This is a genomic window from Bacillus cereus group sp. MYBK227-1 (genome assembly GCF_051916325.1).
Taxonomy (GTDB): domain Bacteria; phylum Bacillota; class Bacilli; order Bacillales; family Bacillaceae_G; genus Bacillus_A; species Bacillus_A cereus.
In genome coordinates this window covers 96,672-109,311 of the sequence record NZ_JBQAGK010000010.1, presented here as the reverse complement: position 1 = coordinate 109,311, position 12,640 = coordinate 96,672, and the positions used below count along the sequence as shown (strand labels likewise).

Sequence of the window (12,640 nt, the reverse complement as noted above, 5' to 3'; positions counted from 1 at the left end):
TCTTACGCTTCTTGCTCTGTTGTTTCGTCTTCAATACCTAATTCTTTTTTAATCCAGTCGTAACCTTCAGCTTCTAGACGTTGTGCAAGCTCAGGGCCACCAGATTTAACGATACGACCGTTCATCATAACGTGAACGAAGTCTGGAGTGATGTAGTTTAATAAACGTTGGTAATGCGTAATCATTAGGCAACCGAACTCTTCGCCGCGCATTTCGTTAATACCTTTAGATACAACTTTTAATGCATCGATATCAAGACCTGAGTCAATTTCATCTAAGATTGCGATTTTTGGCTCAATCATCATTAATTGAAGAATTTCGTTACGTTTTTTCTCTCCACCAGAGAAACCTTCGTTTAAGTAACGTTGTGCCATTTCTGGATCCATTTCTAGGAATTCCATGTTTTTATCTAATGTACGGATAAATTTCATAAGAGAAATTTCATCGCCTTCTTCACGACGTGCATTAATTGCAGAACGTAAGAAGTCAGCGTTTGTTACTCCGCTAATTTCACTTGGATATTGCATTGCTAGGAATAGACCCGCTTGTGCGCGCTCGTCTACTTCCATTTCTAATACATCTTCACCGTCGATGATGATGCTACCTTCTGTTACTTCATACTTTGGGTGACCCATAATTGCAGAAGATAAAGTTGATTTACCTGTTCCGTTAGGTCCCATAATTGCGTGGATTTCTCCACCTTTTACTTCAAGGTTTACACCCTTTAAAATTTCTTTGCCATCAATTGATACGTGTAAGTCTTTAACCGTTAATGTAGAACCAGCCATCTCAATACCTCCATTAATCCTATATATACATTTTAAAAATTCCTAAAACGTTCATATTCTCATTTTATTCTCATTCTAATTTTATATCAAATAAAATGATATCGCAAACGCCGAAAAAAAGTAACCGTTTTTTCACAAATGTATATAAGTATTTCCTTCACATCTTTCTATGATACACCTTTCTTCTTATTTATATAAAGAAAAAAGGACTGGTAATTTTCCAGCCCTTTCCTTATATTTATTCACTTACCGGAAGTACAGCACCTTTATATTCTTTATTAATAAAATCTTGAATTTCTTTTGAATGTAGCACTTCTACTAGCTCTTTAATTTCTTTTTTCTTCTCATCACCTTTACGAACTGCAATGATGTTTGCATACGGAGAGTCTGATCCTTCAATCGCAATTGCATCCTTTGTTGGATTTAATTTTGCATCAATTGCATAGTTTGAATTAATAAATAAAGCATCTCCCTCATTATTTTCATACAATTTCGGTGAAAGTCCAGGTTCAACATCTGTTTTAAATTTTAAGTTTTTCGGGTTTTCTACAACATCTTTTACTGTTGCTTTAACAACATCTACTCCGTCTTTTAATTTAATAACGCCACCTTTTTGTAACAATGCTAACATACGGCCTCGCTCCGCTACGTTATTACTCATAATCACTGTTCCGCCATCTGGTAGGTCTTTTAAGCTTTTATATTTCTTAGAATAAATGCCCATAGGTTCTAAATGGATTTTTCCTGCGTTTACAATTTTATATCCCTTTTCTTGAATTTCTTTATCTAAGTAAGGAATGTGCTGGAAGTAGTTCGCATCAATTTCTTTATCCGCTAAAGCCTTATTCGGCAACACATAATCTTGGAATTTTTTAATTTCTAATTTAATACCCTTTTTCTCTAAAATCGGCTGTGCCTTTTCTAAAATAACAGCGTGTGGCACGTTAGAAGCTCCCACAACAAGCTTATTCTCCTCTTTTCCTCCGCAAGCAGCTAATGTAAATACAGACAACGCTGTAACAACTGACAGTAGAACCTTTTTCATATGATTTCCCCTTCTCCCCAATGGTTATGTAGTTATAAAAAGAGCCGGCATACACCAGCCCTTTTCAGCAATTATTCTTTTACAGGAACAACTGCCCCTTTATATTCTTTATTAATGAAGTCTTCAATTTCTTTAGAATGCAATACTTCTACAAGAGCTTTAATCTCTTTCTTATCTTTATCGCCTTTACGAACAGCTACTATGTTTGCGTATGGTGAATCATTTCCTTCAATTGCAATTGCATCTTTTTCCGGATTTAACTTTGCATCAATTGCATAGTTAGAGTTAATTAAAACAGCGTCGCCTTCTTTATTGTTATACACTTGTGGCAATAAACCAGGCTCGATATCCGTTTTGAATTTTAGATTTTTCGGATTATCTGCAATATCTTTTGGAGTTGCTTTAACTGGATCTATTCCGTCTTTAATTTTTAAAATACCTTCTTTTTGTAAAATTGCTAAACCACGTCCATGGTCAGCAACTGAATTACTCATAATAATTGTCGCTCCGTCCGGAAGCTCTTTTAAGCTCTTATACTTTTGAGAGTACACACCAATTGGTTCTAAATGAATTTTTCCTGCTACTTCAAAGTCATATTTTTTATCTTTAATTTCTTTTTCTAAATACGGAATGTGCTGGAAGTAGTTTGCATCTAAATCCTTATCCGCTAACGATTTATTTGGTAATACGTAGTCTTGGAATTTTTTAATTTCTAACTCAATTCCTTTTTTCTCAAGTAACGGTTTTGCCTTTTCTAAAATAACAGCGTGCGGTACGTTAGAAGCACCCACAACAAGTTTCTTTTCATCTTTATCTTTCCCGCCACAAGCAGCTAATCCAAAAATTGAAGTTGAAATAAGTGCCGTAAGTAACAATTTTTTCATTTGAAACATCCTCCCGTTTTTCATTATCGTTTATCTATTCGAGTCGTTAAACTATCACCAATCCACTGAATTAAAAATACAACTAGTAATACACAAATTGTCGCAACGATTGTTACATCGTTATTCCCTCTTTGGAATCCTTCTAAGTAAGCAAGTGTTCCAAGGCCACCAGCACCAACAACTCCTGCCATTGCTGTATAGCCTACTAAAGCAATTGTCGTAACCGTAATACCAGATACTAATGCTGGTAACGATTCTGGAATTAACACTTTCAAAATAATTGTGCTTGTTTTTGCTCCCATTGCTTTTGAAGCTTCAATTACACCTTTATCAATTTCGCGAAGTGCGATTTCAACCATTCTCGCGTAGAATGGTGCTGCTCCAATAATTAAAGCCGGCAAAGCTGCACTTGCTCCAAGAATTGTTCCAAGAAGAATCTTTGTGAATGGGATTAATAAAATAATTAAAATGATGAATGGTATAGAACGGAATATATTTACGAATGCTCCAATCACCGTATTAATTGATTTGTTTTCCCATAAATTATCTTTTGCTGTCATGAAGAGTAACAATCCTAAAATGAGTCCTAAAACAAATGTCGCAAGAGCTGCGATTGCCGTCATATATAACGTTTCACCAGTTGCTTCTAACATTTGATTCCAATCAACATTTGCAAGTAACTTATCCATGTGCAATCACCTCCAGCTCTACTTGATCTTGATGAATTCCTTCTATTGCTTGCTGGATCGCTGTTTCCTCACCATTTAAATGAACAACTAAACTACCGTAAGAACCGTTATTCGTTTGTGCGATATTTCCTTGCAAAATGCTAACTTCTATGTCACTGCGTTGCATCAATCGTTGAAGCACTGGTCTTTCTACAGCCTCACCGATAAACTGCAAACGAATTACTTTTCCATCTGGATATTTTTCAATTAAACTTTCAATCGTTTCATTTGTATCTTCAGAATCCGTTAACTGCTGTACAAATCGTTTCGTAATATCTTGCTTCGGATTACGGAATACATCAAGTACTGGACCTGTTTCTACAATCTTTCCTTTCTCCATTACCGCAACACGATTACAAATCTTTCGAATTACGTGCATCTCATGTGTAATGAGTACAATTGTTAAACCAAGGCGCTTATTAATGTCTAATAGTAAATCCAAAATTTGATCTGTCGTTTCCGGATCAAGAGCTGACGTTGCTTCGTCACATAAAAGCACTTGTGGATTATTAGCTAATGCTCTTGCAATCCCGACGCGTTGCTTTTGTCCCCCGCTCAGCTGAGATGGGTACGCGTCTCCTCTTCCTTCTAATCCAACAAGATGAATTAATTCATCAACACGTTTTCTTCTCTTCGCTTTATCAACACCTGCAATTTCAAGTGGAAACTCTATATTTTCACGTACTGTTCGTGACCAAAGTAAGTTGAAGTGCTGAAAAATCATTCCGATTTCTTGCCTTGCCTTACGAAGTTCGCTTCCTGTAATTGCTGAAATGACACGATTTGCAATTGTAATTTGGCCAGAAGTTGGTTTCTCCAACTGATTGAACAATCTAATTAAAGAACTTTTTCCAGCGCCACTATATCCGATAACACCAAATATTTCACCTTTATCTATTTTTAAATTGGCATTATCTACAGCAGTGACATCACCGCTTTTTGCTTTATATATTTTCTTTACATTCTCTAATAGAATCATGGTGTATCACCCCTTTTTTAAATAAAAAGCGCAAGCGGCTCGTTTAGAACAAGAGGGCGTTTGAATCCCTGACGTAGAGGCGCTTTTTGCCTCATAGGAAGGGATGAAACGACCGACTGTTCTAGCCGCTGGAGCTAGATTTCATAAAGATTTTAGGTCGACTCCGCAATTTTTTATTTTTAATGCGTGTAGTCCACTGTTATCATTACTTTTATTATTTGAATGTCCTCCACATTCAAACAATAAAAAAACCTTTCTGCTTTAGAGAAGCAGAAAGGTTTTTATGCGTATATAACAACATTATCCCTCTCTCTCATCTCTCAAAGCATTTGCTTTGCAGGAATTGGCACCATTTCAACATAAGTTGACGGTTGCCGGGCTTCACAGGGCACAGTCCCTCCACCTCTCTTGATAAGAGAAATCAGATTCAATTTTCGTCTGATTTGAAATTTATGAAATTGTCTATATTTTATGACTTGAATTGTATCAATATACACTCACCATGTCAACAGAAATTTTCGCAAAAAATGAAACTTCAGAATTTTAAGCACCTACTGACATCGGTTTACATATATGAAACATCGATTCCACTAATAACATCGTTCGGTACGTTCCCGAATATTTTACACGTCCATCATTCATTAGCATTTGCAATCGTACATTTCCATTCACCAATTGTTCTATATCCTTTTCATCTAAGCAAATGATTTGTTCCGTTCCTCTTTCCTCATGTACCAACTCTATATAATCTCTTGAAATTTGTAACGAACAACTTTCATCTCCAAAGCGAAAATTAACAGTTTTTTCTTCTTGTCTTAAAAGCGGTTCTAAATGATATTGACCATTAGCGTAATTTACAAATGATTGAAGCAAAGAATATAATCTCACCCTAAATCACATCCTTCATATCACTTTCTATTACATACCATTCCCTCTCACTAAAGAGCAATCCTGTTATTTTCGCTCGACAAATACTGTATCCATCCTGCATCTCGACATATTTCCCAAGAAATATGTCGAGGCGGCAAAATTTTTGCCGCCTACTTTAATTCCGTATATAAATATTCAACCGAATGAAATGCGTATATCTTCTTCATCAGTGTCCCATTTTCAAAAACAAGTAAACAAGGTACACTTTCAATCCCATACTCTTTTGCTAAATGCGGAGCATAATTTAAATCTAACATCCCAATTTTCAAATCTTCAATTGTCATCTCAACCACCGTTAACATCTTTTTTGCTAATTGGCATGTTCCACACATTGGAGTATATACATATAATACTGTTTTTTCTTCGTTCTCTATTAGGGCTGTAGCTTCGGCTCCTGTCCAATCAATCACTTCTATCATTCCTTACCGTAAATATTCTGTATAAACGTCAATGTCGGCTCCCCATAATACATTTGCTAAGTGTGTAGATGGCGCAGTTGCCACTTCTCGGTACGAGCGATCAATATAGATATGCTCGGCTTGCGGGAATTCTTTTCGAAATTGTTTTCTTAACTTTTCTCCAGCATCATCAGCATCCACTAGCACATACACTTCCTTATCAAAAAACTGATCAACGAGCTCATCCATTTTCGACAAACCAATTGTACCATTTGTACAAACAATTTCCACCGGTTCACGAATAATAGATTCAATCTTTCTTCTATCTGATGTACCTTCTACAATAATGACTTTTTCTACATAAATCATATGTCATCACCCGATCACCATATACTATATAACCTTGAACTTAGTATATAGTATATTCGTTATTTTCATGTTGTTTCCTGTTTATTTTTGCAAAAGAAAAGCGCAAGCGGCTCGTTTAGATTGTGAGGGGGGATGGAGCTTCTGACGTAAAGGCGCTTTTGGCCTTGCAGGAAGAAGCGAAGCCACCGAACAATCTAGCCGCTGGAGCTAGACAATGAAAAGCGCAAGCGGCTCGTTTAGATTGTGAAGACTTATGAAACCTTACCAAAAAACAGTTTTTCTCATAATAGCTTATTTATTTACATATAACTTGAATTTCATTATTTCACAAAAAATAAAAAAGGACAGCACAAAGGCTGTCCTTTAGTCGACTATAATTAGTCTTGGTTTGTCATTTCTGCATATTTTTCTGCAGTTAATAACTTCTCAACTTGGCTTGCATCAGAAAGTTCAACTTTAACCATCCATGCACCCTCGTATGGAGATTCGTTAACAAGTTCTGGTTGGTCACTTAATTCTTCGTTTACTGCTACAACTTTACCGCTTACAGGTGCGTATAACTCAGAAACTGTTTTAACAGATTCTACGCTTCCGAATGGCTCGTTAGCTTCGATTGTTGCACCTACTTCAGGAAGTTCAACGAATACGATATCGCCTAGCTCACCTTGTGCAAAGTGAGTGATACCGATAACAACTTCATTACCTTCAGTTTTTACCCATTCGTGTTCTTCAGAGTAACGTAAATTATTTGGAATGCTCATGACTGTACCTCCAGTGAATGTATTAATTATGTAAAAATACCTTATTGGTACTTTTTCCACACACTTTCAAACTGCTCTTCGTTAAAACCAAGTGTTACATTCGTTCCATCTGTTACAATTGGACGTTTAATCAACATGCCATCAGATGCTAAAAGCTCATACATTTCGTCTTCGCTTGCATCTTTCAACTTATCTTTTAGACCAAGTTCACGGTAACGCATTCCACTTGTATTAAAGAATTTTTTTAATGGTAATTCACTTTTTTCATGTAAATTACGTAAATCTTCTTTTGATGGTGGATTTTCAACAATATGAATCATCTCATATGCTACATCGTTTGCCTCAAACCATTTCTTTGCCTTTTGACATGTGCCACACTTTGGATATGAATAAAATGTTACTGTCATAAATTCACCTACTTTTTTACTAACCTTTACCTTTATCATATAGAAAACGTTTTATTATTTCAAACCATTATTCGCTAAACTTTTACTTATTTCGTGATAATTTTTAATAATCCTGCGAATTTTTCTTATTTTTCCGCCATTTGTTAAGAAAAAAATAAATATATAAATTTTTTAGATTCTGCACCAAACATATATCTTAAACAAGCGTTTGATTAATTCTCCATTTTCTTTCTTAACCTTTGAACTACAGGAGTTTCTTTCTACCGAACATACAGCTTAAACAAACGTTTGATTAATTCTCTATTTTTCTTTGTTAACCCTTGAGTTACATCGGTTTCTTCCTACCGAACATACAGCTTAAACAAACGTTTGATAAAAAAATAAGAAGCCTCTTTTGCAGGCTCCTTCATTATCTATTTAAATAATCTGCAATTGTTTGAAATACGACGATATACATATTATGAATACTTTCTTCTGTATTTCCACCATTCGATAAACCAACTGCCCATTGTTGTCCTTCACCACTTCCGATATTCGCAAACCCTTGCGTATACATAGCATTTACATCTTTTCGGGCACTGTTATACTCTATCCCTTTTGTAATAAAAATCGAATATGATTTATCTTGTAAACCGATAAAAAACACTGGTTTCTTTAGTGATGAAAATACATTTTTATATTGCTCTGTTGAGGCTTCTTGAAAGTGATCTTTCATTATTAGAAAACCATCTACTTCCTTAGATTTCTTTTCCAGTTCCTCTAACTTCATTTCCTCAAACTTTATATTCCTAAACGTATCTTTCGGTTTTTCTCCAACAACTCCAATTACGAGTGCTCTTCCGTTATATTCTAATTTCTCTCCTTCTTTATCCTTTGCACACCCAGCACCGACTAGGCATATCAATATAAAAAATAAGAAATACGATAAACGCTTCATTTAGCACCCTCCCCTTCTTTTTAGTCAAGTGACAAAAACGTAAGGTTAATTCAAGAAAATGTAAGTAAAATCGATAGCCCAATTCACGTTTCTATATTATAATCAATTGAATTTACTTACATTACTAAACATAGGAGATCAACATGAAGAAATTTAAACTTTCATCTTTTCTTCCGTTAAGTTATATACTTCTACTCGTGCTCGTAAGTCCCCTTTACGACGTATTAAATAAATCGACTGTTCACGCAGTAGACGTTACAACTGTAGTAGATGATTGGATTCCATTTGTAAAAGCATTTATTATTCCTTATTTACTTTGGTTTCCATACTTATACGGCGCACTTATTTATTACTGTTTTGCTGACCGAAAGCAATATTATGTTACTTTAAGTAGTGTTATTTTTGGAAAGCTTGCTTGTTTTTCTATTTATTATTTTTGGCAAACAACTGTACCACGTCCGACTGTCGTTGGAACAGATGTATTTTCTGAACTAGTTCGCTATATTTATAGTATCGACCAGCCAGTAAACTGTTTCCCTAGCATTCACGTTCTTACTACATTTGTAATTATGTTAGCTGCCTTTAAGCGTAGAGAACAGCATGTTTTTGAATATTACATCCTTACTTTCTTCGGTACACTTATTATTTTATCAACGCTATTTACGAAGCAGCATGCCTTTGTAGATGCCGTTTCTGGAATGACGCTTGCAAGCATACTTTACTTCGGCGTTCAGCTCTTATTGGCCAAAGAACCAATAAGAGTTCCAGTAAAACAAAATCATAGAATGTAGCATGACAAAAAAGCAGACTGTGGCTTCAGTCTGCTTTTATCTATTATTAAGGAGATTTTCAATTTAAGATTGCGGTACAGTCATATCACCAGAATGAATACGACCTGCTTTTTTAAGAGCAATGTAAAGTATATAAGAAACAGCTACTGGAATGACGATATAAGTAATTACCATCGCCGGGAGAACTTCCCATCCTTGGCTGGAAATTAAATTAATTGGTGCGATAAGAGAACTTAATCCAAGACCTGCAATTTCCTTTCCTGCTTCCAGTTGGAAAATTAATGCTGATACTGGACCGACTATAGCACTGGCGACGACAGTTGGGACGAGAATCATTGGATTTTTAGTGATATTTGGTAACTGTACTTTCGGAGTACAAAGTGCTTGAGCTAATATGCCACCTAAATTGTTTTCTTTTGCTGAGATGACAGAGAATCCGATAAACTGAGCAACGCATCCAGCAAGAGCAGCACCACCTGCAACACCGTCTAAGCTAAGTGCAATTGCTAACGCAGCTGATGAAGCTGGAGAGATAAGTAATAGTCCCCAAACTACTGCAATGACGATAGAAGCGATGAATGGGCTACCAGCTGAGCTATCTTTAATAAACGCTCCAACTGCATTTAAAACAGGAGTAATATTATGAGATAACCAAATGCCTACTAAACCAGAACCTAATATGGCCGCAAATGGAACGAGCATCATATCTAACGCAGTTTTTCCGCTTAAACGTTTACCAATATATACAGCTAAAGTTGCTGTTAATAATGCACCGATTGGCTCACCTGTTTTAATAATTAGACCAGCTTCAGTAATCGAAATGGATCCGGCACCAATCGCTCCGGCTACCATCGCCGAGAAGATTACAAGACCGTTTGCACCGAGCATAAAAGCAATTCCAGCACCAATTGCCGGTGCCATTAGTGATTTTGCAACAACTCCGATTGTAATAAGTAATGGTATATCAACAATTCTTCCTATATTTTCGATCAGTAAACCAATTCCGAGGGATACGAAAATACCTTGTGCGATTCCAGCAGATGCTTTAAATACACGAGACATTATATATTCCTTCATTTGTTTCACCTTCTCCTATAAGTTAGTAACCAATTGTTTTCATATAATCACGTAAAATATCGTTTGATTTTGCGAATCGAGATTCTTCATCCTCTGTTAAATTGAGTTCTACAACTTCTCTTATACCGTCTCTAGTAATAATAGCTGGTACCCCTGTACAAATATCATATTCACCGTACTCACCATCTAAAATGGCTGATACAGCAATGACACGGTGATCATCATTAAAGATTGAACTCGCAATATATGCTAGAGAATTTCCAATCCCGTAATAAGTAGTTCCTTTACGTTTATAAATTTCCCAGCCAGCTTTTGCAGTCTTCTCAACAATTTCATCTAAATCTATTTCACCAAATCGCTCTTTTTGTTCTTCTAAAATTTGCAGAATTGGCTTTCCACCAACAGTTACATGAGACCAAGCAACCATTTGAGAATCACCATGTTCTCCTAATGAATACCCATGAATACTACGAGGATCTACATGTAGCATTTCAGATAAAATTGTTCTTAAGCGAGAAGAATCTAGTGATGTACCAGTACCGATTACGCGATTTCTAGGTAATCCAGATAATTTCCACACTTCATATGTAATAATATCAACTGGGTTCGATGCAAGTAAGAAAATACCATCAAATCCACTTGCCATTACACCACCAACAACACTTTCCATAATCTTCGCACTCGCTCCTAAAGTATCTAAGCGACTTTGCCCTGGTTTTGGTGCTGGCCCTGCTGTAATAATGACAATGTCCATATCTTTGCAGTCTTCATAGCTTCCTGCATATACTTTTGTTCTTGTATTTGTAAAGTTAATGCAATGTGATAAATCCATTGCTTCCCCAACTGCACGTTCATGATTTATATCAATTAATAATAGCTCTTCGCAAATCCCTTGATTTACAATGGAATACGCACAACTTGATCCAACTAATCCAGTACCGATAATTGCAATTTTTCTTGTATGTCTTTTCATAGCAATCTCTCCTAATTGATCATATAATCTATTTCTTTTGTTCTTTACATTCTTAATTATAGAGGTTCCCACGATAGAAACCATGGATACTTTGTGAAATGTTGAACAAAGTTTTTGTCCTTTTTGTGAATTGTCATATTCCATTTTCGTCATATTTGTTACAACTGGAAAAATATTTATTATGTATTTATTGACATATACAAAAAGAAAACGAGCGAATAAATTCGCTCGTCTTCTTTTTCCTGTTATTCCGCACTTAATTGACTTTTTAATTGCTGTACAATCATTGGATTAGCAGGTGCTGCCGGTTTGTAATAACTCTTTTGCTTTGCATACTCATACATATTACGTTGGCGCGCCTCGTCTTGATTACGAATTTGAATTAACGTTTGATGTAACTGTTCATTATCAGACTGAGCAATATAATTTGCATAGCTTGTTAAACTTGCATTTAATCCTGCTAAATAATCATTTACCATATCTTTTTCATTCATTTTCCGCTTCCTCCTATCCTAGGAAAGTCATTAATTGCTGTTTCGTATTTCGTGCATCTTGCGCATCTTTTTGTAGCATTTGTTTCAGTTGTGGATCTGTACACGTCTGTGCATACTGCTCCAACTTGTTAATAATTGTTGCGTGTCCACCAATTAAATGACGTAAGTTTTCTACTTCAAGCTCTGTTAAGTTTTGCATATAACATACCCGCCTTTCTTTGTTCATTCATCATTAGTATTTGGTTCTTTTTGGATTGTATTCATCAACTTTTCCCACATATAAAAAAATAAAAGATGAATAGCTAAGCCATTCATCTTTTATACTGGTTATGTATTTATTTTTATAGAGATACAATCATACTCATACTCACAAGTAAGTTCCATATAATGTGTAAAATAATACTAGGTATAATAGATTGCGTCTTTTTGTATAACATAGCAAATACAATCCCCATAATCATTGCCGTAACCGGAAAACCACCATGAAGAATCCCAAAGATGAAGGAAGAAATAATGATACCAACTAGAAAACTATATTTCTTTTCAAAAAATCGATACAAAATACCTCTATATAAAATTTCTTCTTTAATTGGTGTAATTATAGCAACACTTAACACATATATAATACTTTGTAGACTATTTTGAAGTCCTAAGCTCCCTAATTGATCTCGCTGCTGCCCTGCACTTTCAAAGCTAAACAACTCTAACATTACATACTGAGTTAATGCAATGATGATAAAACCTATTAATAAATACAAGTAGGTTTTCCCATTTTTTAAAACAGATACATCCCATATGTTCTTAATAAAATGAAGCACTGGTTTATAAGCAAATAAAACAATAGTAACAACAGCTGTATCAAATAGAAGTAAATAATATCCCTCTAAATTAGCACGTAATACCTCTTCTTCAAAAATTCCAAGGGCTAAAGCAAGGAATAATCCCCCTAAGAGTGAGAACCCTAGAATGCTTGCAATCGTTACAACTAGATTTTTATATGTTATGTTATCTACTTCTCTTTCTGCATTATACGCGTCTAATACTGTTTTTCTCATACTATTCCTCCATTTGTTTTCATT

General features: G+C 35.4%; 17 protein-coding genes and 1 riboswitch. Of the genes, 1 reads left to right on the top strand and 16 read right to left on the bottom strand.

Annotation, left to right across the window (positions count from 1 at the left end; translation table 11 throughout):
* Nucleotides 1-2: 2 nt before the first annotated feature.
* The 11 genes from sufC to ACTFRM_RS27810 all read right to left on the bottom strand — a co-directional run bounded on the left by sufC (nt 3) and on the right by ACTFRM_RS27810 (nt 8,226).
* The gene (gene sufC / locus ACTFRM_RS27860; protein WP_000929160.1) at nt 3-788 is read right to left on the bottom strand and encodes a Fe-S cluster assembly ATPase SufC; all 786 of its coding nucleotides are present in this window, start codon (nt 786-788) and stop codon (nt 3-5) included.
* Nucleotides 789-1,026: 238 nt separating this feature from the next.
* Nucleotides 1,027-1,833, bottom strand: coding sequence for a methionine ABC transporter substrate-binding lipoprotein MetQ (gene metQ / locus ACTFRM_RS27855; protein WP_000757013.1), 807 nt, complete (start codon nt 1,831-1,833; stop codon nt 1,027-1,029).
* Nucleotides 1,834-1,904: 71 nt separating this feature from the next.
* Complete coding sequence (metQ, locus tag ACTFRM_RS27850) at nt 1,905-2,717, bottom strand: methionine ABC transporter substrate-binding lipoprotein MetQ (RefSeq protein WP_000735099.1); 813 nt, start codon at nt 2,715-2,717, stop codon at nt 1,905-1,907.
* 23 nt (nt 2,718-2,740) lie between these two features.
* On the bottom strand, nt 2,741-3,406 hold the full coding sequence (locus ACTFRM_RS27845; protein ID WP_000359401.1) for a methionine ABC transporter permease: 666 nt from the start codon (nt 3,404-3,406) through the stop codon (nt 2,741-2,743).
* Entirely contained in the window at nt 3,399-4,424 is a 1,026-nt protein-coding gene (locus tag ACTFRM_RS27840) for a methionine ABC transporter ATP-binding protein (protein WP_000601754.1), read from the bottom strand. The genes ACTFRM_RS27845 and ACTFRM_RS27840 overlap by 8 nt, the downstream gene beginning before the upstream one ends.
* Nucleotides 4,425-4,734: 310 nt before the next feature.
* Nucleotides 4,735-4,842: riboswitch (SAM riboswitch) on the bottom strand.
* Nucleotides 4,843-4,967: 125 nt separating this feature from the next.
* Entirely contained in the window at nt 4,968-5,312 is a 345-nt protein-coding gene (locus tag ACTFRM_RS27835) for a hypothetical protein (protein WP_440043796.1), read from the bottom strand.
* 152 nt (nt 5,313-5,464) lie between these two features.
* Entirely contained in the window at nt 5,465-5,773 is a 309-nt protein-coding gene (locus ACTFRM_RS27830) for a thioredoxin family protein (RefSeq protein WP_002008881.1), read from the bottom strand.
* A 3-nt stretch (nt 5,774-5,776) separates the two neighbouring features.
* Complete coding sequence (locus ACTFRM_RS27825) at nt 5,777-6,121, bottom strand: toprim domain-containing protein (RefSeq protein ID WP_000640870.1); 345 nt, start codon at nt 6,119-6,121, stop codon at nt 5,777-5,779.
* 377 nt (nt 6,122-6,498) lie between these two features.
* Nucleotides 6,499-6,882, bottom strand: coding sequence for a glycine cleavage system protein GcvH (gene gcvH / locus ACTFRM_RS27820; protein ID WP_000026897.1), 384 nt, complete (start codon nt 6,880-6,882; stop codon nt 6,499-6,501).
* Nucleotides 6,883-6,923: 41 nt separating this feature from the next.
* Nucleotides 6,924-7,289, bottom strand: coding sequence for an arsenate reductase family protein (locus tag ACTFRM_RS27815; protein WP_000218968.1), 366 nt, complete (start codon nt 7,287-7,289; stop codon nt 6,924-6,926).
* 409 nt (nt 7,290-7,698) lie between these two features.
* Nucleotides 7,699-8,226, bottom strand: coding sequence for a hypothetical protein (locus tag ACTFRM_RS27810; RefSeq protein WP_000826874.1), 528 nt, complete (start codon nt 8,224-8,226; stop codon nt 7,699-7,701).
* A 143-nt stretch (nt 8,227-8,369) separates the two neighbouring features.
* On the opposite strand from ACTFRM_RS27810, the gene ACTFRM_RS27805 reads away from it, so the two are divergent.
* Nucleotides 8,370-9,017 (top strand): phosphatase PAP2 family protein, encoded by a 648-nt coding sequence (locus ACTFRM_RS27805; RefSeq protein ID WP_000713775.1) that lies wholly within the window; start codon nt 8,370-8,372, stop codon nt 9,015-9,017.
* 63 nt (nt 9,018-9,080) lie between these two features.
* On the opposite strand, the gene ACTFRM_RS27800 is transcribed toward ACTFRM_RS27805, so the two are convergent.
* The 5 genes from ACTFRM_RS27800 to ACTFRM_RS27780 all read right to left on the bottom strand — a co-directional run bounded on the left by ACTFRM_RS27800 (nt 9,081) and on the right by ACTFRM_RS27780 (nt 12,616).
* A complete protein-coding gene (locus tag ACTFRM_RS27800) occupies nt 9,081-10,094 on the bottom strand; it encodes a PTS transporter subunit IIC (protein ID WP_000666172.1) in 1,014 nt (337 codons plus the stop codon).
* Between the two features lie 22 nt (nt 10,095-10,116).
* Nucleotides 10,117-11,067, bottom strand: a complete 951-nt coding sequence (locus tag ACTFRM_RS27795; protein ID WP_000820648.1) for an L-lactate dehydrogenase — start codon at nt 11,065-11,067, stop codon at nt 10,117-10,119.
* A 245-nt stretch (nt 11,068-11,312) separates the two neighbouring features.
* On the bottom strand, nt 11,313-11,561 hold the full coding sequence (locus tag ACTFRM_RS27790) for a spore coat protein (protein WP_001002981.1): 249 nt from the start codon (nt 11,559-11,561) through the stop codon (nt 11,313-11,315).
* A gap of 13 nt (nt 11,562-11,574) precedes the next feature.
* Complete coding sequence (locus ACTFRM_RS27785; RefSeq protein ID WP_001180555.1) at nt 11,575-11,760, bottom strand: hypothetical protein; 186 nt, start codon at nt 11,758-11,760, stop codon at nt 11,575-11,577.
* A 142-nt stretch (nt 11,761-11,902) separates the two neighbouring features.
* Nucleotides 11,903-12,616: a lysostaphin resistance A-like protein gene (locus tag ACTFRM_RS27780; RefSeq protein WP_440043795.1), complete on the bottom strand. Its 714-nt coding sequence runs from the start codon at nt 12,614-12,616 to the stop codon at nt 11,903-11,905.
* Nucleotides 12,617-12,640: the final 24 nt, after the last annotated feature.